The organism is Streptomyces sp. NPDC007205 (assembly GCF_040634095.1).
Lineage (GTDB): Bacteria > Actinomycetota > Actinomycetes > Streptomycetales > Streptomycetaceae > Streptomyces.
The window spans coordinates 227,928-249,000 of the sequence record NZ_JBEYEW010000005.1 but is presented as its reverse complement, the minus strand read 5'-3'; the positions used below and the strand labels follow the sequence as shown (position 1 = coordinate 249,000).

The following is a 21,073-nucleotide window of genomic DNA, read 5'->3' as shown; positions in this document are numbered from 1 at the left end:
CGGGGAACTCCAGGAGTTGGGCGTCTTCGTAGTGGATGCCCAGGGAATCCCAGGCGGGTTGTGAGAGTTGCGCTGTGCCGTGCAGTTCGTCGACGGCGTTGAGCAGTGCCGCATGACGAGGCGGCCACGCGGTGTCGGCTGCGACGTCGATGTCGGTGGTGGCCTGGAGCCGTTACTGGCTCAGTCCGGCCTGCTGGGCGAGGCTCGTGGTGGATCTCAACAAGGTCGACGGGGTGCAGCGGAAGATCGAGGGCATCGCGCGCGTGGACCACGACACGCTCGCCCTGGTCAACGACAACGACTTCGGCATGACCGACGGCGCGGGCGCCTCCGACGCGCACGGCCGGCTTGTCGACAGCGGCGTCAGGACGACCGTGACGTACGTCCGGCTGACCGAGGGGCTGTGACGTCCCTGAACTGTTCAGTCCGGAAAATGGACTGACGGAGGGCCGGGGCGGCGGCGCGTGCCGCAGCCCGGCCGTCCTCGCGTTCAGCCCCGCGCCCCGAGCAGGTGGTCCATAGCGAGCTGGTCGAGGCGTTCGAAGGCCATGCCGCGGGCGGCGGCCGCGTCGAGGTCGAAGTCCTCGAAGGCCGCACGGTCGCCGAGCAGGGCCCGCAGGCCGTCTGACGCGGTCGGCTGGGCCAGCTGGTCCAGGCGCGAGGCGTGCAGCGCCTCCTGCACCTCGGGGTCGGCACGGAAGGCGGCGGCACGCTCCTTGAGGATGAGGTAGTTGCGCATGCAGCCCGCTGCCGACGCCCACACTCCGTCGAGGTCCTCGGTCCGCGGCGGCTTGAAGTCGAAGTGCCGCGGGCCTTCGTAGCCGGCGCTTTCCAGCAGGTCGACCAGCCAGAACGCCGCCCGCAGGTCACCGGCGCCGAACCGCAGGTCCTGGTCGTACTTGATGCCCGACTGGCCGTTGAGGTCGATGTGGAACAGCTTGCCCGCCCACAGGGCCTGGGCGATGCCGTGCGGGAAGTTCAGGCCGGCCATCTGCTCGTGCCCGACCTCGGGGTTGACGCCGTACAGCTCGGGGCGCTCCAGGCGTTCGATGAAGGCCAGCGCGTGACCGACGGTGGGCAGCAGGATGTCGCCGCGCGGCTCGTTCGGCTTGGGTTCGATCGCGAACTTCAGGTCGTAGCCCTGGGAGGTGACGTACTCGCCGAGGAGGTCGAAGGCCTCCTTCATGCGGTCCAGGGCGGCGCGTACGTCCTTGGCGGCACCGGACTCGGCACCCTCACGGCCGCCCCAGGCGACGTACGTCTTCGCGCCCAGCTCGACCGCGAGGTCGATGTTGCGGATCGTCTTGCGCAGGGCGTAACGGCGTACGTCGCGGTCGTTGGCGGTGAACGCGCCGTCCTTGAAGACGGGGTGGGTGAAGAGGTTCGTGGTGGCCATCGGGACGGTCATGCCGGTCGCGTCCAGGGCCTGGCGGAACCGCTTGACGTGTGACTCGCGCTCGGTGTCGGAGGATCCGAAGGGAATCAGGTCGTCGTCGTGGAAGGTCACCCCGTAGGCACCGAGCTCGGCCAGGCGCCGCACCGTCTCGACCGGGTCGAGGGCGCGGCGGGTGGCGTCGCCGAACGGGTCCCTCCCCTGCCAGCCGACGGTCCACAGTCCGAAGGTGAACCTGTCCTCGGGGGTGGGCTGGTAGCTCATGGCGCGGCTCCTTGCTGCGTTGCGGCTATTTCGTCATGGCCATTTACAAATTAGTATGCGCTCGCACCTCTGGGAAGAGAGCAAGATGTCTTTGTCCCGCAGAGTCGCGGAAAGTCGCGGAAGTCGCGCAAAGTCGCGGAAAAGGGAGAGCCCGATGTCAGCAGCCGAGGGTCCGCTCGTCGTCGGCGTGGACACATCAACACAGTCCACGAAGGCACTGGTCGTGGACGTGGCCACCGGCCAGGTGGTGGCCAGCGGCCAGGCGCCGCACACCGTGTCCTCCGGCGCGGGCCGCGAGAGCGATCCGCGTCAGTGGTGGGACGCTCTGTGCGAGGCATTGCGCCAGTGCGGAGACGCGGCGCACGAGGCGGCCGCCGTGTCGGTCGGTGGCCAGCAGCACGGCCTGGTCACGCTGGACGAGCGCGGCGAGCCGGTGCGTGCGGCGCTGCTGTGGAACGACGTCCGCTCGGCGCCGCAGGCCCGCCGGCTGGTGGAGGAACTCGGCGGGCCGAAGGCCTGGGCGGAGCGCACCGGCAGCGTGCCCGGCGCGTCGTTCACGGTCGCCAAGTGGGCCTGGCTGGCCGAGCACGAGCCGGAGTCGGTCCGCGCCACCAGGGCGGTACGGCTCCCCCACGACTACCTCACCGAGCGCCTGACCGGGCAGGGCACCACCGACCGCGGTGACGCGTCCGGCACCGGCTGGTGGGCGTCCGGGACGGAGACGTACGACGCGGAGACGCTCGCGCACATCGGTCTCGACCCGGCGCTGCTGCCCCGTGTGGTGCGGCCCGGAGAAGTGGCCGGCACCGTGCGCGACAGCCACGACCTGCCGTTCTCCAAGGGCACGCTGGTCGCCCCCGGCACCGGCGACAACGCGGCTGCGGCGCTGGGCCTCGGCCTGCGGCCCGGCACCCCGGTGCTCAGCCTCGGCACGTCCGGCACGGTGTACGCCGTCTCCAGACACCGCCCGGCCGATCCGACCGGCACGGTGGCGGGGTTCGCCGACGCCCACGGGGACTGGCTGCCCCTGGCCTGCACCCTGAACTGCACGCTCGCGGTGGACCGCGTCGCGGCGCTGCTGGGCCTGGACCGTGAGGCGGTGGAGCCCGGCGGCTCGGTGACCCTGCTGCCGTACCTGGACGGCGAGCGCACCCCGAACCTCCCGAACGCCTCCGGTCTACTGCACGGCCTGCGCCATGACACGACCGCCGGGCAACTGCTGCAGGCCGCGTACGACGGCGCCGTGCACGCCCTGCTCGGCGCGCTCGACCTGGTCCTGGACGAGGACGCGGACCGCAGCAGCCCGCTGCTGCTGATCGGCGGCGGGGCACGGGGAACGGCGTGGCAGCAGACGGTGCGGCGGCTGTCGGGCCGGCCGGTCCAGGTCCCTGAGGCCAGGGAACTGGTCGCCCTCGGCGCCGCGGCACAGGCCGCCGGCCTCCTCACCGGCGAGGACCCGGCCGCGGTGGCCCGCCGCTGGAACACCGCCGCGGGCCCGGTGCTGGACGCCGTGGAGCGGGACCAGGAGACCCTGGAACGGATCACCGGGGTACTCTCCGACGCGGCCCCGCTGCTGGAGCGGGGGACCGACACCACGCCGCATGGATGAGCCGGGCGGCAGACACCGGGGACTGACTTCAGGCATGACCGCACCGCTGCACGAGTCCCGCCCGCCGGGCACCGGGCGCGCCCTGCCGGACACCCAGCAGGGCATGCGCCGGCGCAACCTGGCCCGCGTGATGCACGCCGTCAGCGCCGAGGGTTCGCTGTCGCGGGCCGCGGTCGCCTCGCGCATCGGGCTGACGCGGGCGGCCGTGTCGACACTGGTGGACGAGCTGATCCGCTGGCGGCTGCTGGAGGAGCTGGGCCCGGAGCGGCCGAGCCGGGTGGGCCGGCCCGGGTCGGCGCTCGCGGTGAGCGGCCGTGGTCCCGCCGGGATCGGGGCCGAGATCGGCGTCGACCACCTCGCGGTGTGCGCGGTCGACCTGCGTGGCACGGTGCGTGCCAGGGCCGTGCGGCACGGAGCGAACCGGGGCCGCGCGCCAGAACCGGTGGTCGAGGAGCTGACCGGGCTGGTGCGCCGGGTCGTCGCGGAGGCGGAGCGGGAGGCACTGTGGCCCGCCGGACTGGCGGTTGCCGTGCCCGGACTGGTGGCACGGGACGGCCGTACGGTCGTACGCGCCCCGAACCTCGACTGGCACGACACCGACCTCGGCGCCCTGCTGCCCGGCGAGTGGCCGCTGACCGTGGACAACGAGGCGAACTTCGGTGCGCTCGCGGAGTTGTGGCTCGCTGACGGCACTCCGCGCGACTTCCTGCACGTGTCGGCCGAGATCGGCATCGGTGCCGCGGTCGTCGTGGACGGCGGACTGCTGCGCGGCACCCGCGGCTTCGCGGGTGAGCTGGGCCACGTACCCGTACGGCCGGACGGGCCGCCCTGTCCGTGCGGCGGGCGTGGCTGCCTGGAGCAGTACGCGGGCGAGGAGGCCGTGCTGCGTGCGGCGGGACTGGAGCCGGGCGAGGATCTCGTGGGCCTGCTCGCCGGGCGCGCCGAGCAGGGCGACGAGAACGTACGGGCCGCCCTGCGGGACGCCGGCACGGCGCTCGGCATCGCGCTGACCGGGGCGGTGAATCTGCTCGACCCCGAGACGGTGGTTCTCGGCGGCGCTCTGGCCGGCCTCTCCCCCTGGCTGCTGCCGTCCCTGGAAACAGAGCTGACGGGCCGCACGGCGGGCCCGCCCTGCCCGGTGACGGTGTCGCGGCTGGGCCCGGCGGGCCCCCTGCTGGGCGCGGCGCACTCGGTCGTCCGGGCCGTGCTGGACGATCCCGCGGTGGTGGCGGAACGGCCCTGAGGTCCCTCGCTGGGTCCTGTGCGGACCCCGGGGTTGTGCATCGGGCTGGGGACAAACCGGCCCGGTGACCACCGCTGTTCACCCGATCGGGTGGCTCGGTTTTCCACAAGTGGAGGCTTCTCCACGGAACCGGCGCGCACTCTTCTGCCCAACCCACCTGCGCCGTACCGTGATTCACGCGAGGCAGCAGCAGCTCCCGGCCGACGGACCGTCAAGGGCTGCGAATACCGAGCGACTGACGGCACTTCATACACATCGGGTGGCAGTGAGCTGACAGCATCGGGGGACACACATGCACGAGGAGACGACCGGGGCGCTGCGGCGCGACGCCGTCGGGTTGCGCGAGGTGCTGTTCCAGAGCGTCACGGCGATGGCGCCGGCCGCCGCGGTGGCCGCGTCGATTCCTGCCGGTGCCGCCTTCGCGGGCGGCAGCCTGCCGCTGGCGGTGCTGATCGCCCTGGTGGCCTGTCTGTTCACCGCGTCCTGCGTGGCCGAGCTGGCCCGGGAGCTGCCCGCGGCCGGCTCGGTGGCCACGTATGCAGCGCGGGGGCTGCACCCGGCCGTCGGGTTTCTGGTCGGCTGGGGCTACGTCTTCGTGGAGATGCTGGTCCCCCCGCTGCTCCTGCTGCAACTGGGCTTCACGGCGGCGGGCACGCTGCACGAGGAGTGGGCCTCGTATCCGGCGGATCTGTGGTGGCCGTGGTCCCTGGCGGGAGCCGGCGTGATCGCCGTCGCCGGTTACCTCGGCGTCCGCGCCTCGGCCCGCTTCGGCACCGTTCTCGGCGTCTTCGAGATCCTGGTCTTCCTGGTGTTCGCGGCCCTGCTCATCGGCAAGGCGGGCAGCGCCAACACCCTGTCGGTGTTCGGCACTTCGCACACCGCCGACGGGTACGCCGGGCTCGGCGGTGTGTTCGCCGGATCCGTGTACACGGTGCTGGCGTTCGCGGGGTTCGAGGCGGCGGCGGCGCTCGCCGAGGAGACACGCGACCCCCGGCGGACGATGCACCGCGCGGTCCTCGGGGCGGCCCTCGGAATCGGTCTGTTCTACGTGATCACGACCTATGCGATGACCGTCTACTTCGGCCCGGACCGCTTCGCGAAGTTCGGCGCCTCGGGTGAAGCCTCCTGGGACGGCGTCGCCCGGGCCTCCTTCGGGCTCTTCTGGGTCCTGGTGTTCCTGGCGGTGATCAACTCCACGATCGCCAATGCCAACGCGTGCGCCAACGTCTCGACCCGTACGGCCTTCGCCCTGGCCCGGGTCCGGGTCCTGCCCCGCCTGCTCGCCACGCTCCACCCCCGGCACCGCTCCCCCGTGGCCGGTATAGCGCTGCAGACGCTCGTGGCGGTCGGGGCGGTTCTGGGGCTCGGTTTCGGCTACGACCCCGTGACCGGGTTCCTGCTGCTCGCCACGGTGATCGTCACGGTCGTCGTCGGTGTCTACATCGTCGTGAACCTCGCCTGCGCCGGCTACTTCCTGCGCGCCGGCCGGACGGTCCTGAAGCCGGTACGGCACCTGCTGTTCCCCGTGCTCGGCATCGCGGCCTTCATACCCGCCCTGCTGACGGCCGCCGGCCTCCCGGTCTTCGACTTCGTCACCGAACTGACCGCCCCGGTGTCCTACGCCGGCCCGGTCGTCGGCGTCTGGATGGCGGCGGGCCTGGTGGTGCTGCTCCTGCTGATGCGGCGCCGCCCGGAACGCATAGCCGAGACCGCGCGGGTCCACCTCGACGCGTACGACCCGGCCGACCGCCGGCAGGACGGGACCCTGTCCCGCTGACTTGCCGTCACGCCCCGTACCACGCCCACGCACACCGGCGCGCACCCCGTCCCACGACCACCCCCCCCGTCAGAAGGGACCACCTCCACGATGACCGACCCCCGGATCCTCACCGTGCGTCCCGAACCGGACGCCTACGCCTGGACGTTCGGCGGAGCGCCGCCCGTGGCCAGAATCGCGCCCGGCACGGTTCTCGACCTGTACACGGAGGACTGCTTCGCCGGGCGGGTACGCTCGGAGAAGGACCTCGTCTCCGAGGTCTGCGAGTTTCCGTTCCTCAATCCGCAGACCGGCCCCTTCCACATCGAGGGCGCCGAACCCGGCGACACCGTGGCCGTGCACTTCGTGTCGATCGAACCGGCCCGCGACTGGGCGGCGTCGACGACGGTCCCGCTCTTCGGCGCACTCACCTCCACCCACACCACGGCCACGCTGCAGCCCCCGCTGCCGGAGCGCGTCTGGATCTGGCAGCTGGACCGCACGCGGCGCACCGCCCTGTTCCAGGCGCAGGACAGCGACATCGAGGTCGAACTGCCGCTGGACCCCATGCACGGCACGGTGGGCGTGGCGCCGGCCAATCTGGAGGTACGCTCCGCCCTGGTCCCTGACGCCCACGGCGGGAACATGGACACCCCCGAAATGCGGGCCGGCGTCACCTGCTACCTGGGCGTCAACGTCGAGGGCGCCCTGCTCAGCCTCGGCGACGGGCACGCCCGGCAGGGCGAGGGCGAGACCTGCGGCGTGGCCGTGGAGTGCGCGATGAACACGGTGGTGGTCGTGGAGCTCCTCAAGGACGTCGCCACCCCGTGGCCCCGGCTGGAGTCGGACACCCACATCATCTCGACCGGCTCGGCGCGACCGCTGGAGGACGCCTTCCGGATATCGCAGCTGGACCTGGTGCAGTGGCTGGTGCGCGACTACGGGTTCAGTGAGCCGGACGCGTACCAATTCGCCACTCAGACCGTCGAATCGCCGTTGGCCAACGTGTGCGACACGAACTACACCTGCGTGGCCAAGCTCCGCAAGGAATGGCTGCCGGCGCGCGAGACGTACCGGGGCGTGCACACCCGCCTGCGGGAGACCGCCCGAGCACTGCGCGGTTGACACCGACGACGTCCCCGTAGGCGCGCCTCCCTCGGTGAATCCTGACGACCCACGACTCCTGACTCCCCCCACACCTCGAAAGGCACCGCCGATGGACATGGACCCGGCCGTCCCCGCACAGCCGAGACACCCGGAACCACCAGCGAGACAGGCACAGCCACGCCTGAGCAGACGGCGGCTTCTGAAGGGTGCGGCACTCGCAGCCGTGCCTTACGCGCTGCTCCCCGACCCCCGCGCCGGTGCGCAGCCCGCCGCAGTCGACTACCCGCCCGCCGAGTGGCGGCCGGCGAGCACCTCCAACTACACCGCGTCCGACCGCCCCGGCGACTACGCCATCGACCGTGTGATCATCCACGTCACACAGGAGACGTACACCAACACGCTGACCATCTTCGGCAACCCGCAGAAGAAGGTGTCCGCGCACTATCTGGTCCGCTCGGCAGACGGGCACATCGCCCAGTGCGTGCACGAGGCCGACATCGCCTGGCACGCGGGAGACTGGGACTACAACACCCGCAGCATCGGCATCGAACACGAAGGGTGGGTGGACCAGCCGGCCTACTTCACCAACGCCCTGTACGAGCAGTCGGCGAAGCTCACGGCGGCGATCTGCACCAAGTACGGCATCCCGAAGGACAGGGAGCACATCATCGGCCACTACCAGGTGCCCGGCACCGACCACACCGACCCGGGCCCCGGCTGGGACTGGGTCCGGTACCTGAGACTGGTCAACTTCGCCTAGCCGGAAGACGATGGACGAGAGGAGCGACATCAGGAACGACATCACCGATTCAGCGTGCCGGAGGCAGAGTTGACCGATCCGTGGGTGGCCCTGGAGCCGGGGGCCGACCCCGCTGAGCGGGTCCGTGTGCTGCGCAGGGCGCACGAGACGTTCACCACGGTGGGCACGGTGCCGCGCCCGGTGCGATCAGTCGTGGCGGAATCGTGGCGGCGCAGCTCGCGGGCCGGTGTCGCACCGGACGGCACCGCCGGCGTGGAACTGACCGACGCCGACCTCGGCGCGTACCGGGCGGAGCACCCGCTGGCCAGGGTGATGCCGCTGTTCCGGGAGCTGATGGGTACGTTCGCCGCCGACGGAGAGCATCTGCTGGCGGTGTGCGACGCGCAGGGCAGGCTGCTGTGGGTCGAGGGTCACCGGGCGACCCGGCGCCGGGCGGACGCGATGAACTTCGTGCCGGGTGCGCGCTGGTCGGAGAGCGCGGTCGGCACCAACGCGCCGGGGACCGCGGTCGCCGTGGACCGGCCGGTGCAGGTGTTCGCCGCGGAACACTTCATACGGCGGGTCCAGCCGTGGACGTGCGCGGCGGCCCCGGTGCACGATCCGCGCACCGGCCGGGTCCTGGGCGCCGTGGACATCACCGGCGGGGACGGGCTGGCGCATCCGCACAGCCTGGGCTTCGTGCAGGCGGTGGCGCGGGCCGCGGAGGCGCAGCTCGCGCTGCTCGCACCGCCGCCGAGCAGCGCGGACACGCCGCTGCTCGGCGCGCTGGGCCGGGACGAGGCCGAACTCGTCCTGGACGGTCGGCGGATCCGGCTCAGTCGGCGGCACAGCGAGATCCTGGTGCTGCTCGCCCGGCACCCCTCGGGGCTGACCGGTGACGAGCTGCTGTGCGCGCTGTACGCGGGCGAGTCGGTGATCCCGGTGACCCTGCGGGCCGAACTCGCGCGGCTGCGCAGGCTGTTGGGACCCGGTCTGCTCGCCTCGCGGCCGTACCGGCTCACGGACGCGGTCGACTCGGACGTCATCACGGTGGAGCGGTGGCTGGAGGCGGGCGCGGTCACGGCGGCGGCGGAGGCGTACACCGGTCCGCTGCTGCCCGCTTCACAGGCCCCGGCGATCGTACGGCTGCGGGACCGTCTTGCCGACGGGCTGCGGACGGCGCTGATCGCGCACGGCGACCCGGACCTGCTGGCGGACTGGGCGCACGCCTGCTGGGGCGAGGACGACCTCGAGGTGTGGCAGGCGCTCGCCGCGGTGCGGCCCACGCCGCCGGTGCGGGCCCGGCTCGCCGCGCTGGAAGCCGAGCTGACGGCACCGGCCGGCCGGGCACCCGGACGGTCCCGCGGTGCAACGTACTTGCAACGTCCGCCCGCCTAGCCTCGCGCCGGGAGCTGCCCAACGGCGGGCAGCGCTGCACCGGGAGGCAGACCAGCATGACTCGTTACGCGGCGCCGGGCGCCGAAGGCGCGATCGTCTCCTACCAGGCGCGCTACGACCACTTCATCGGCGGCGCGTACGTGCCGCCGATACGCGGGCAGTACTTCGAGAACCCGTCGCCGGTCAACGGACAGCCGTTCACCGAGATCGCGCGCGGCACGGCGGAGGACGTCGAACGGGCGCTGGACGCGGCACACGAGGCCGCGCCGGGGTGGGGCCGTACGTCGGTCGCGGACCGCAGCGACATCCTGCTGAAGATCGCCGACCGTATGCAGGCCAACCTCGAATCCCTCGCAGTCGCCGAGAGCTGGGAGAACGGCAAGCCGGTGCGGGAGACGCTGGCGGCCGACATCCCGCTGGCGATCGACCACTTCCGCTACTTCGCGGGGGCGATCCGGGCACAGGAGGGCTCGCTCGGCGAGATCGACGACGACACGGTGGCGTACCACTTCCACGAGCCGCTCGGGGTCGTCGCACAGATCATCCCGTGGAACTTCCCGATCCTGATGGCGGCGTGGAAGCTCGCGCCGGCGCTCGCCGCGGGCAACGCGGTCGTCCTCAAGCCCGCCGAGCAGACCCCGGCCTCCATCCACTACTGGGTCGGCCTGATCGCGGATCTGCTGCCGCCGGGTGTGCTGAACATCGTCAACGGCTTCGGCGTGGAGGCGGGCAAGCCGCTGGCGTCCAGCCCGCGCGTGGCGAAGGTCGCGTTCACCGGGGAGACCACGACCGGGCGGCTGATCATGCAGTACGCCTCCGAGAACATCAAGCCGGTCACCCTGGAACTCGGGGGCAAGTCGCCGAACATCTTCTTCGACGACGTGTGGGCGCACGACGACGACTTCCGCGACAAGGCCCTCGAGGGCTTCACCATGTTCGCGCTCAACCAGGGCGAGGTCTGCACCTGCCCGTCCCGGGCACTGATCCAGCGCGGCCACTACGCCGAGTTCCTGCAGGCCGCGGTCGAACGGACGCGGCAGATCAAGCCGGGGCACCCGCTCGACACCGACACGATGATCGGCGCCCAGGCCTCCAACGACCAGCTGGAGAAGATCCTCTCCTATCTGGACATCGGCCGGCAGGAGGGCGCGAAGGTGCTCACCGGCGGCGAACGCGTCGAGTACGACGGCGAGCTGAAGGGCGGCTACTACGTCCAGCCGACCATCTTCGAGGGTGACAACCGCATGCGGATCTTCCAGGAGGAGATCTTCGGCCCGGTCGTCTCGGTGACCTCCTTCGACGACTTCGACGACGCCATAAAGATGGCCAACGACACGCTGTACGGTCTCGGCGCGGGCGTCTGGACCCGGGACGCCACCACCGCCTACCGCGCCGGCCGTGCGATCCAGGCGGGCCGCGTGTGGACCAACTGCTACCACGCCTACCCGGCGCACGCGGCGTTCGGCGGCTACAAGCAGTCCGGGATCGGCCGTGAGACACACAAGATGATGCTGGAGCACTACCAGCAGACCAAGAACCTTCTCGTCTCGTACTCGCCGAAGAAGCTCGGCTTCTTCTAGACACGAGAAAAGGGCGCCTGATCAGGGCAGATGCCCGTCTGGCGTCCTTCCGTTCGCACCGCGTCGCAGGACCTTCGCCCCGTGCCAGCGGCAGACGTCGAGGGCGAAGTGGAGGTCGAAGGCGTTGGCGTCGAGGTCGAGGTGGTAGTGGTCGACGGCACGCTGGACGCGGTAGTGGACGGTGTTGCGGTGGACCAACAGCTGGTCCGCGGTGGCGGCGTAGCTGCGATTGGTGGAGAGGAAGACGCGGAGCGTCTCGCGAAGGAGTTCGCGGCGGGGATCATCGACGGCAAGGTCGCCGAGAGTGTCGGAGACGAAGTCGGCCAGTTGGCCGGGCTCGTCTGCCAGGAGGGCGACAGGGGCGACGCGGGCGAAGGCGACCACGCGGGGAGCGCTCGGTCCGGCGGACAGGGCGAGTGCCTTTGCGCGGGCGGCGGCACGGGTGCTGCGGCGGAAGCCGTCGAGTCCCTGGCGGACGACGCCGAGGGCGACCCGCACCGGTAGCGCGGCGTCGGCCAGTTCGGTGGCAACCGTGTCGGGGTCGACGGGGCAGCCGGGCCTGACGGCGAGCCAGATACGGGCGTCCGCCTCGTCGGTCTGGACCAGCAGGGGGCGCCCCTGGGCGTGCAGGACGGTGTACAGCAGCGAGGTCAGCCGGTCGAAGACGGCGGCGGGGTCGGTGATATCCGCGGTGTCGCAGCACCAGCCCTCGACGGCCACATGGGTGCCGGACAGCCGGTAGTCGAGAGCGGCCTCGGCCTGCCGCAGATCGATCCGGGGATTGTCGAGGAGCTGGTTGACCCAGTACTGGCGCAGCACGCGGCGACTGCCCACCCAGCGTTCGCGCTCCTGCTCGTACACACGGCCGATCTGGTCGCAGATCCGGTCCAGAAAGGCCGAGGTGAGGCTGACCAGTTTGATGACGGTGCCGGCCGGGTCCGGCAGCTCCAGCCGGACGGCCTCGCCGAGAACGAGGTCCAGGCTCTGCGCATGGCCGAGGCGGTAAGCGCGCAGAAGGGCCGAGAGCGGAACGTCCCGCTGGGCGAGACGGCGGGCGTAGGACACGGCCGAGGCGGGGGCGTCCACGGTCTGCGGGTCGATGCCGTTGATGATGACGTGTACGGCTGTGACGATGTTCTCGGTGATGCTCGCTTCCAGGAGCCCGCGCAGCGCCGCGTCGTGTTCCAGCTGGGAGATCTCCGCCTCGGTGGTGGCCACCAGCTGGGCGATGAAGTCGTCCCGGCGCGCCTGCATCACCTGGGCCGCGAGGACGACCGGATCCTGTGCCCCGTCCCTCGGGGGTTCCACGGGGGAGCCGGTCATCGGCCCAGGTACCGCAGCGCGGAACGGGCTGCGTTCGCCCCGCACATGCCGTGTACCCCGGCGCCGGGCGGGGTGGCCGCCGAGCACAGGTAGACGCCGGGGATGCCGGTGCTGTAGGGGTCCAGGGCCGTCCGGGGGCGCAGGGCGACCTGCCGTGCGGTGTTGGCGCCGCCGACGATGTCGCCGCCGACGAAGTTCGCGTTGTAGCGGGCCAGTTCGGCGGTGGAGCGCACCGAGATCGCCACGATCCGCTGCCGGACGCCCGGTGCGAACCGCTCGATCTGGCGCAGTACCGCCTCGGTCGCGTCACCGGGGTAGCCGTGCGGGACGTGCGCGTAGGCCCAGACCGGGTGGACGTCGCCGCGTGAGCGGCCGGGGTCGGCGAGGTACTGCTGGCCGACCAGGACGAACGGGCGCTCGGGCATCCGCCCGGCGGCGGTCTGCGCCTCCGTACGGACGACCTCCTCCAGGGTGCCGCCCAGGTGCACGGTGCCCGCCCGGCGGCACGCCTCGTGAGTCCAGGGAATGCCGCCCTGGACGGCGAGGTCCACCTTGAACGCCGCCGGGCCGTGCTGCCAGCCGAGGTAGGCCCGGCGTACCCGGCCGGGCAGCCGGTCGCCGCAGATGCGCGCCGCGGCGCCGGGCGTGGTGTCCAGCATCACGATCCGGGCGGGGCCGAGTTCGGCGAGGGTGTCCACCCGCACCCCCGTCTCAATGGTTCCGCCGAGCTCGGCGAGCAGTGCGGCCAGGGCGTCGGTGATGGTCCGCGACCCGCCGCGGGCGACCGGCCAGCCGAAGCGGTGGGCGGAGCCGATGAGCATCAGCCCGACCGCGGAACTGGCCGGCCCGGTCAGGGGATACATCAGATGCGCCGCGGCCCCCGCGAACAGCGCCCTGGCTTCGTCGGTGCGCCAGCGCCGGGCCACCGCCGTGGCCGGCTGGAGCGCACGGAGTCCGAACCGGGCCAGCGTCACCGGATGGGCGGGCAGACGGGGCACCGGGCGCAGCACGTCCTCGGTGAGCGCGTCGAAGTCACCGGCCAGCGGGGCGAACAGTCGCTCCCAGGCCGGGCCGTCCGCGCCCAGACCGTGCACGGTCCGCTCCACGGAGCGGAAGAGCACTCCGGCCCGCCCGCCGTCCAGTGGGTGGGCCAGATCGACCTCGGGCCACGCCCATGCGACGCCGTACCGCTCCAGGTCGAGGGTCCGCAGGAACGGCGAGCCGACGCCCAGCGGATGTACCGCGGAGCAGTGGTCGTGGAGCAGACCCGGAAGGGTCAGTTCGCCGCTCCGGGTGCCGCCACCGATCTCGTCGGCGGCCTCCAGGACGGTCACCTTCAGCCCCCGCTGGGCCAGGGCGACGGCGGCGGCCAGCCCGTTCGGGCCGGCCCCCACCACGATCGCGTCACTCATGTGCCGCCGCCACCTCGGTCGCCGGTCGCGGGGGCGCGACGGGCTCGACGGGGATCGCGGGCGCCTCGTCGTCGAGCCAGGGCTGCCGGGTCACCATCTCCCCTACTTTCACATGGCCCTCCTCGATCAGGCCGCTCGCCGCGTCGACTATGCGGTAGTGCTGGCGCTGCCGGTGGGTCGGCTGGGACTCCAGCACGACGACGCGCAGGTCACCCGGCGCGAAGCCGCACCGCTGCTGTACGGCGGCCACCAGCTCCTCGTTGTGCAGATGGCCGTCGCCGAAGTTCCATCCGAGGACCGCTCCCGCCACCGTCTCGCCCTCCCGCACATCGTAGGCCTCCACGTCGTCCACGGCCCGCGGCAACAGCCCGGACAGCGCGCGGCCGTGGGTGTGCATCGCCCGCCAGGCCAGCCCCTGGTGCAGCACCAGTTCGGCGGCCTCGGCACCGTACAGGCGGGTGAGCTGGTCGACGGGCAGACCGGACGCCTTGACGATGTGCTCGTTGAGCCGCTGCTCGGTGCCCCTGCGGAAGCACCACAGGCTGGTGGCCCAGTTGCCGGCGTAGTAGCGCATCGAGGGGAGGAACGACACCAGATCGGGGCGGACATGGCCCATCACCGGGACCACCACCAGGCTCAGCACCAGCACCGCGACCAGCAGCGCGGAGTGCAGGGTGAAGGCGCCGACCGCCGCGTCGTGGCCGAAGAGGACGAGCGCCGAGTAGATGAAGAAGACGTTCCACTCCAGCGGGACCCCCATCGGGAAGGTCGACATGATGTGCAGATGGAAGGCGACCATCACGGCCAGAGCGATCGTGGTGACGGTACCGCCCTGGCTAAGCACCAGGACCAGGGGCACCACGTACTCGATGACCGTGCCGCCGTGCGCGGCCGCGGCGGCGAGAGCGGACGGCCTGAGATCGTCGGGGTGGTGCCGGTACAGCCGGCGCTTGAACCAGGCCGGGCGCAGCGGGCTGTTGCTGATCATCACCGCCACCACGAACGGGAAGTGGCGGTTGAGCTTGGAGGATGCGGCGCCCCACCACAGGGCGAGCATGACCAGTTTCAGTGCGGCGGTCATGTCGCTCACCGGGAAGAGGAAGACCAGCAGCGTCAGTCCGTAGTGCTCCGCGCGGGCTGCGAGGAAGACGGTCTTGTCACGCAGCCCGAGCAGCGCGAGCAGCGCCGCGACCACGGCGACGCGCCAGGGAGCCAGCACGCCGGCCGCGCCCGGATTGCCCGCCTCGGCCGGTGAGCACAGCAGCCACACCGCCGCGCCCAGCAGCGCCAGGTACAGCGTCGCATCGGCAGCCGTCCGCCGCGTCCCCGAGGTGAACGGAACTCTCCCCGGCCACGGCGGCAGCCGTACGGTGCCCGGGCGCAGCCAATGCAGGAAGGCGCCGACCGGGGGCAGGAAGTGCGAGCTGAGCGGGCCCGAGCCGCAGCCCAGGCCCAGCACCTCCCACAGGAGCGTCCAGACGACGAGTTTCTGGTAGACGATCGGTTCCGCCCACCAGGAACCGAAGTCCGCGATGCCGCCGACGCCGGGAGTCGCGAAGACGACCGCGATGCCGCCGAGTGCGTACGCGGTGATCTTCGTCAGGTACAGCAGGTGCACGATGCCGGGGGTGCCGAAGCCGTGCGTGGCCCAGTGCTCGGCCAGCGGCCTGATGCGTTGCTGGTAGGGGCGGGTGCGCCACTGCTGTATGTCGACGTTCGCCGTGTTCGGTGCGAGGAATCCCATGACTGCCCTTCCGTTCTGCGGTCAGCCGGCGGTGGGGACGGTGACGGCGGTCGTCCTGGCCCGCAGCGCGGGCTTGTCCGTCTTGCCGACGGGATTCCTGGGCAGTCGGTCGACGAAGTGGATCCCGGTGGGCACCTTGAACGTGGCCAGCCGGGCCCGGCAGTGGTCGAGCAGATCGTCGGCGTCGGCCGCCGCGCCCGGGCGCAGCGCCACGAAGGCGACCGGCACTTCACCGAGCCGCTGGTCGGCGGCGCCCACCACGGCTGTCTCGAGGACATCGGGGTGGTCGCCTAGCACGGTTTCGACCTCCTTGGGGTAGATGTTCTCGCCGCCCCGGATGATCATGTCCTTGATGCGGTCGACCAGGCCCAGATAGCCGTCCTCGTCGAAGCGGCCGACGTCGCCGGTGTGCAGCCAGCCGTCGACCACGGTGCGGGCGGTCTCCTCCGGACGGCCCAGATAGCCGCGCATCACGTTGGGCCCCCGGACGACCACCTCACCGGTCTTCCCCGCCGGGACGATCCTGCCCTGCGGGTCCATCACGGCGACCTGCTGGCCCGGGAGCGGCAGTCCGACCGTGCCGGGCTTGCGCGGGCCGTCCAGCGGGTTGGTGGTGGAGGCGCAGGTGCCCTCGGACAGCCCGTAGCCCTCCAGGATCGGGATGCCGTAGCGGTGCTCGAACCGCTCGATGAGCGCGGGCGGCATCGGGGCCGCTCCGCAGGCGGCGAACCGCAGCGACGAGGTGTCGGGCCCTACTCCGTCCGGTAGTTCGGCGAGCATCGAGTAGATCGCCGGGACCGCGGAGAAACAGGTCGGGCGGACCGCGGCGACCAGGTCGAAGAAGCTCTCGGCCCGGAACCTCCCGGCCACCGTGACCCGCCCGCCGGCCAGGAGGGGGGACAGCGTGCCGACCACGATCCCATTGACGTGGAAGAGGGGCAGGATCAGCAGGCTGTGGTCGGCCTCGGACAACCGGGCGGCGTCGATCATCATGCCTGCCATGGCGGCGACGTTGGCGTGGTCGAGCATCACGCCCTTGGGGCGCCCGGTGCTGCCGCTGGTGTAGATCAGCAAGGCGAGCGCGTCCGCGTCCGACTCCGGTGCAGACGAGTCCTGGGGCCCTGCGGCCAGCTCGGCCACGGTCAGCGTCCGGGCGAGCGGCGACGGGTCGGCGGTGACGACCACCGTGGCATCGGCGTCGCCCAGCTGGTAGCGCACCTCTGCCTCGGTGAGCGCCGGATTGACCGGCGTCACCGCCGCGCCGAGCCGCCAGGCGGCGAACAGCGCGACGACGAAATCGGCCGTGTTGGGCAGCAGCAGGGCCACCACGTCGCCGCGCCCGACGCCTCGGTCCCGCAGTGCCGTCGCGGCCCGGCGGACCCGGCGCGCGAACGCCACGTTGTTCATGACTGACGCCTCGTCAGCTATACAGGGGCCGTCCGGGGCCTGTTGGGCCCGCAGATCCGGCAGTTCCGCGATGTGCATGTCGGCTCCTCGAAGTACGTCGGGCGGAGTGGGCGTCCCGACGAGACACGGATGTCCGGTACGTGAGGAGAGACGGTACGAATCGGCGGTGCTCTCGGCCCATGGGCGCGGGCGACGACGCTCGAGGCGACCCTTGTGCGGTGCGCACAAGGGTGCGGCAGGGTCCGGGCGTCCGCACTGGTCCGCGCCGGCGCCGAGGTGCGGTTCACTCGGGGCCGGCGCGGGGTTGTGGGGAGCGCGGTCAGACGAAGGCGCTCTCGCCGGTGACCGCCTTGCCGACGATGAGCGTGTTCATCTCGCGGGTGCCTTCGAACGAGTAGATGGCCTCGGCGTCCGCGAAGAACCGGGCGATGTCGTAGTCGAGCACGATGCCGTTGCCGCCGAAGATCTCCCGGCACCACGCCACCACCTCGCGCATCCGCGAGGTGACGAACGCCTTCGCCAGCGAGGAGTGCTCGTCACGGAAGACGCCGGCGTCCTGCAGCCGCGCGAGCTGGACCAGCATGCCCCAGCAGGCGGTGATGTTGCCGAGGCTCTTGACCAGCAGGTCCTGCACCATCTGGAACCGTGCGATCGGGCGGCCGAACTGCCTGCGTTCCTTGGCGTAGTCCAGCGCCAGCTCGTACGCGCCGATCATCACGCCCAGGGCCTGCCAGGCGACGCCGCTGCGGGTGGCACGGAGGATCTCCGCCACATCGCGGAAGGAGTTGATCCGCTGCAGTCGGTGGGACTCGGGCACCTTGACGTCGGTCAGGGTGATCTCGGCGTTCTCGACGATCCGAAACGCGATCTTGTTCTCGATCTTCACCGGCGAGAAACCCGGCGTGCCCTTCTCGACCACGAAGCCCTTGACCTTGCCGTCCGCCTCGTCGCGGGCCCAGACCACCACCAGGTCGGCGAAGGTGGCGTTGCCGATCCACCGCTTGGCGCCGTTGAGCACCCAGTTCTCACCGTCCCAGCGGGCGGTGGTGCGCATGCCTCCGGCCACGTCGGAGCCGCCGAGCGGTTCGGTCATGGCGAAGGCGCCGATGGTGTCCAGCGCGGCCATGGAGGGCAGCCAGCGGTCCCGTTGCTCCTGGTCGCCGCCCCGGTAGATGCTGTACATCGCCAGGCCGCTGTGCACGCCGAAGAAGGTGGCGCTGGAGGCGTCGGTGCGGGTGTACTCCATCGACAGCATGCCGACCAGCAGGTTGCTTCCGGCCGGCAGGGGATCGCCGTACCCCTCGTAGGGGACGCCTGCGAGTCCCAGCTCGCGGAACCTGTCGATGAGCTCGCGGGGGAACTCCCCTTTGGCCCAGTACTCGTTGACCAGCGGCTTGACCTCGGTGCGCATGAAAGCCCGTGCTCGCAGCAGTAGTTCGCGCTCGTGCGGGGGCAGCAGCGACTCGACGTCGTAGAAGTCCGCGGCCAACCGCTCGTCGACGGAAGCCTTGGCGGATGCCTTTTCGGGCAGCAGGGCGGTCATGACCGGGTCTCCTTCTCCGGGCTGGTGGCGCTGTCCAGGGCGGACAGCACGGCGATCTGCTTGACGTCGCGTTCCTGGGCCAGGTCGGCGTAGGAGCGGGAGCCGTAGGCGTCCTCAACGGCCGTGACGAGCCGTTCGGTCTGTTCGGGGCTCTGCTCCGGGCGGCCGAGCGAGTCCCACATCTCCTGCATCGACACGCCGATGTGCTCGGCCATGTGCCGATAGCCACCGGGGCCGCCGCCCAGGTGTGCACCGAGGAACGGTCCCACTGTCGCCCAGCGCAGGCCGAGCGAGTTCACCACCACGGTGTCCAGCTCCGCCGGGCTGACGACGCCCTGCTCGACCAGGTGGATCGCCTCCCGGCTGAGGGCGTTCTGCAGGCGGTTGCCGACGAAGCCGGGGATCTCCTTGCGTTCCACGACCGGGACCCGGCCGACGAAGCGGTAGAACTCCACGGCCCGCGCCACGCTCTCCTCCGAGGTGCGCTCCCCGGGCACCACCTCCACCAGGGGCACGAGGTGCGGTGGGTTGAAGGGGTGGCCGATCAGGATCCGGCCGGCGTCCTCGATGGTGTCGGTGAACGCGGTGGCAGGGATCGCCGAGGAGGAGCTGAGCAGCAGCGCGTGTGCGGGAGCGGCGCCGACCAGGGTGGTGAACAACTCGCGCTTGAAGCCGACGTTCTCCGGCCCGTTCTCCTGCACGACGTCGGCGTCGCGCACCGCGTCGGCGAGGTCGTCGGCGATCAGCACCCGTTGGGCGAGGCCGTGCACGTCCAGGCCCTGCGCGGTCAGCTGGCCGGCCGCCCGGTCGAGCGCCTCGGCGACCGCCTCGGCCAGGTCCGGCCGCGGGTCGGTGACGCGTACCCGCATGCCGTGGCCGGCGAAGAGTGCGGCCCAGGACAGTCCGATCGTTCCGGCGCCGACCACGGCGGCGGTGGTGAATGGCTTGGTCATCACATGTGTTCCTTCTGCGTCCGTGGCCGCGTTCACCGCACGGGGCGGGCGGGGTGGGCCAGGTAGTCGTGGACGGGCTTGACCGGGGCCAGGGTCAGGTCGGTCAGGATGTGGCTGGCGGAGACGATCTCGCGCACGGGCAGATCGGCCAGCGGTGCCAGCACGTGCTCGAAGAGCTGCAGCCGGGCGGGGCCGGTCCAGGCGCCCTTCACCGTGATGTCGCTGATCTCGGTGCGTACCAACTGCGCGACCTGCGGCGCCCCGTCGAAGCCGGGGACCAGCTTCAGCATGTAGGTCGGCACGCCGACCTGAGCCACGGCCTCCTCGACGGACAGTTCGTAGTGCTTGTAGCCCATCGTCGCGGTCGCCACCCGCAGCGTGCCGACGTCGAGGACGCCGACGAGCGCTCCGTGGTCGATGTAGAGGGCGGGTGATCCGGCGGTCTTGGGGTAGGCGCCGGCCTCGCGGCCGGATGCGATGGCCGGGAGGTTGTCCAGGTACATCGCGTGCAGGTATTCGCCCCGCTCGCCCTCGTAGCGGACCTCGATCGCCTGGCCGGACTCGGTGTACGGCCCGTAGCCGCTGACGTCGCCCATGCGCATGATCTCGAAGCGCACCAGGGGCTCGTCGATCTCCAGCGGTTCGGGCACGACGGCGCGCAGGGCCTCGTGGTCGGTGCGGTAGACGATGTTGAGGTACTCGCGGTGGGTGAAGCGCGGCACGACCGGCGGGTAGGCCGGGTTGGCGAGCGGCGTCGCGATGTGCCGGGGTACGTCGTGCTGATGCATGAGGTGTTCTCCCTCGGGTCCTACCGGCCCTGCCAGACCGGGGAGCGGCGCTCGGTGAAGGCGGTCATGCCCTCGCGCACGTCGGCGGAGGCCGCGAGGAGGGCCATCTGCCGCCCCTGCACAGCGAATGCCTCCTCCTCCGGCGTGCCGTCGGCGGCGCGGACGAGTTCCTTGACGGCGGCCAGGGCCAGCGGGGCGTTCTGCGCGATCCGCTCGGCCAGTTGCAGTGCGGTCTCGACGGTCCGACCGGACGGCACGACACGGTTGGCGATGCCGAGCCGGCCGGCCCGCTCGCCGGTGACCGGTTCGCCGGTCAGCAGCAGTTCCATCGCCAGGTGGTAGGGGATGCGCTTGGGCAGCCGGATCACCCCGCCGCCCGCCGCGATCAGCCCGCGGCCGACCTCGGGGAGGCCGAACCGGGCGTCGCCCGCGGCGATGACGAGGTCGCAGCCCAGGGCCAGTTCGAAGCCGCCTCCCATGGCCCAGCCCTCCACGGCGGCGATCAGCGGCTTGGTCGTCCGGGCCCGGGTGAGTCCGCCGAAGCCGCGTCCCGGGGTCTCGGGCGACTCACCGGCCAGTGCGGCCTTGAGGTCCATCCCGGCGCTGAACGTGCCGCCGGCGCCGGTGAGCACGCCGACCCGCAGGCCCGGGTCCGCCTCCAGCTGGTCGAGGGCCGCGGACAGTCCGGCGGCGACGGCCGCGTTGACCGCGTTGCGCGCCTTCGGCCGGTCGATGGTGATGAGCAGGGATGAACCGATGGTCCCGGTCCGTACCTCGCTTGTGGTGCTGTGCATGGTGTGAGTCCTTGCTCTGC

16 protein-coding genes and 1 pseudogene are annotated in these 21,073 nt (G+C 71.6%); 8 read left to right on the top strand and 9 right to left on the bottom strand.

The features are described from left to right. Positions 1 to 200 precede the first annotated feature (200 nt). Positions 201 to 407: pseudogene (locus ABZ624_RS12125) on the top strand (esterase-like activity of phytase family protein); the annotation flags it as partial. Between the two features lie 83 nt (positions 408 to 490). Here ABZ624_RS12125 and xylA read toward each other — a convergent pair. Further along, positions 491 to 1,657, bottom strand: a complete 1,167-nt coding sequence (gene xylA / locus ABZ624_RS12120; protein WP_360085830.1) for a xylose isomerase — start codon at positions 1,655 to 1,657, stop codon at positions 491 to 493. Between the two features lie 154 nt (positions 1,658 to 1,811). On the opposite strand from xylA, the gene xylB reads away from it, so the two are divergent. From xylB to adh, 7 genes are all read left to right on the top strand, one after another. Next, complete coding sequence (gene xylB / locus ABZ624_RS12115; RefSeq protein ID WP_360085827.1) at positions 1,812 to 3,266, top strand: xylulokinase; 1,455 nt, start codon at positions 1,812 to 1,814, stop codon at positions 3,264 to 3,266. Positions 3,267 to 3,300: 34 nt separating this feature from the next. Continuing rightward, positions 3,301 to 4,509, top strand: a complete 1,209-nt coding sequence (locus ABZ624_RS12110; RefSeq protein ID WP_360085824.1) for an ROK family transcriptional regulator — start codon at positions 3,301 to 3,303, stop codon at positions 4,507 to 4,509. Between the two features lie 292 nt (positions 4,510 to 4,801). Continuing rightward, on the top strand, positions 4,802 to 6,286 hold the full coding sequence (locus ABZ624_RS12105) for an APC family permease (protein WP_360085821.1): 1,485 nt from the start codon (positions 4,802 to 4,804) through the stop codon (positions 6,284 to 6,286). Positions 6,287 to 6,376: 90 nt separating this feature from the next. Continuing rightward, positions 6,377 to 7,390 (top strand): acetamidase/formamidase family protein, encoded by a 1,014-nt coding sequence (locus ABZ624_RS12100; RefSeq protein ID WP_360085818.1) that lies wholly within the window; start codon positions 6,377 to 6,379, stop codon positions 7,388 to 7,390. 97 nt (positions 7,391 to 7,487) lie between these two features. Next, a complete protein-coding gene (locus ABZ624_RS12095; RefSeq protein ID WP_360086058.1) occupies positions 7,488 to 8,132 on the top strand; it encodes an N-acetylmuramoyl-L-alanine amidase in 645 nt (214 codons plus the stop codon). 69 nt (positions 8,133 to 8,201) lie between these two features. Further along, complete coding sequence (locus tag ABZ624_RS12090) at positions 8,202 to 9,509, top strand: GAF domain-containing protein (protein ID WP_360085816.1); 1,308 nt, start codon at positions 8,202 to 8,204, stop codon at positions 9,507 to 9,509. Positions 9,510 to 9,565: 56 nt separating this feature from the next. Continuing rightward, positions 9,566 to 11,089: an aldehyde dehydrogenase gene (gene adh, locus ABZ624_RS12085; protein WP_360085813.1), complete on the top strand. Its 1,524-nt coding sequence runs from the start codon at positions 9,566 to 9,568 to the stop codon at positions 11,087 to 11,089. 21 nt (positions 11,090 to 11,110) lie between these two features. On the opposite strand, the gene ABZ624_RS12080 is transcribed toward adh, so the two are convergent. The 8 genes from ABZ624_RS12080 to ABZ624_RS12045 all read right to left on the bottom strand — a co-directional run bounded on the left by ABZ624_RS12080 (position 11,111) and on the right by ABZ624_RS12045 (position 21,053). Then, entirely contained in the window at positions 11,111 to 12,412 is a 1,302-nt protein-coding gene (locus ABZ624_RS12080) for a helix-turn-helix domain-containing protein (RefSeq protein WP_360085810.1), read from the bottom strand. Then, on the bottom strand, positions 12,409 to 13,824 hold the full coding sequence (locus ABZ624_RS12075) for an NAD(P)/FAD-dependent oxidoreductase (RefSeq protein ID WP_360085807.1): 1,416 nt from the start codon (positions 13,822 to 13,824) through the stop codon (positions 12,409 to 12,411). The genes ABZ624_RS12080 and ABZ624_RS12075 overlap by 4 nt, the downstream gene beginning before the upstream one ends. Further along, positions 13,817 to 15,568 (bottom strand): DUF3556 domain-containing protein, encoded by a 1,752-nt coding sequence (locus ABZ624_RS12070; protein ID WP_360085804.1) that lies wholly within the window; start codon positions 15,566 to 15,568, stop codon positions 13,817 to 13,819. Before ABZ624_RS12070 ends, ABZ624_RS12075 begins: the two co-directional genes overlap by 8 nt. A gap of 21 nt (positions 15,569 to 15,589) precedes the next feature. Next, on the bottom strand, positions 15,590 to 17,053 hold the full coding sequence (locus ABZ624_RS12065; RefSeq protein WP_360085801.1) for an AMP-binding protein: 1,464 nt from the start codon (positions 17,051 to 17,053) through the stop codon (positions 15,590 to 15,592). 241 nt (positions 17,054 to 17,294) lie between these two features. After that, positions 17,295 to 18,518 (bottom strand): acyl-CoA dehydrogenase family protein, encoded by a 1,224-nt coding sequence (locus ABZ624_RS12060; RefSeq protein ID WP_360085798.1) that lies wholly within the window; start codon positions 18,516 to 18,518, stop codon positions 17,295 to 17,297. Continuing rightward, on the bottom strand, positions 18,515 to 19,507 hold the full coding sequence (locus ABZ624_RS12055; RefSeq protein WP_360085795.1) for a 3-hydroxyacyl-CoA dehydrogenase NAD-binding domain-containing protein: 993 nt from the start codon (positions 19,505 to 19,507) through the stop codon (positions 18,515 to 18,517). The genes ABZ624_RS12060 and ABZ624_RS12055 overlap by 4 nt, the downstream gene beginning before the upstream one ends. Continuing rightward, the gene (locus ABZ624_RS12050) at positions 19,504 to 20,259 is read right to left on the bottom strand and encodes an acetoacetate decarboxylase (RefSeq protein ID WP_360085792.1); all 756 of its coding nucleotides are present in this window, start codon (positions 20,257 to 20,259) and stop codon (positions 19,504 to 19,506) included. The genes ABZ624_RS12055 and ABZ624_RS12050 overlap by 4 nt, the downstream gene beginning before the upstream one ends. A gap of 20 nt (positions 20,260 to 20,279) precedes the next feature. Next, a complete protein-coding gene (locus ABZ624_RS12045; RefSeq protein WP_360085789.1) occupies positions 20,280 to 21,053 on the bottom strand; it encodes a crotonase/enoyl-CoA hydratase family protein in 774 nt (257 codons plus the stop codon). Positions 21,054 to 21,073 lie beyond the last annotated feature (20 nt).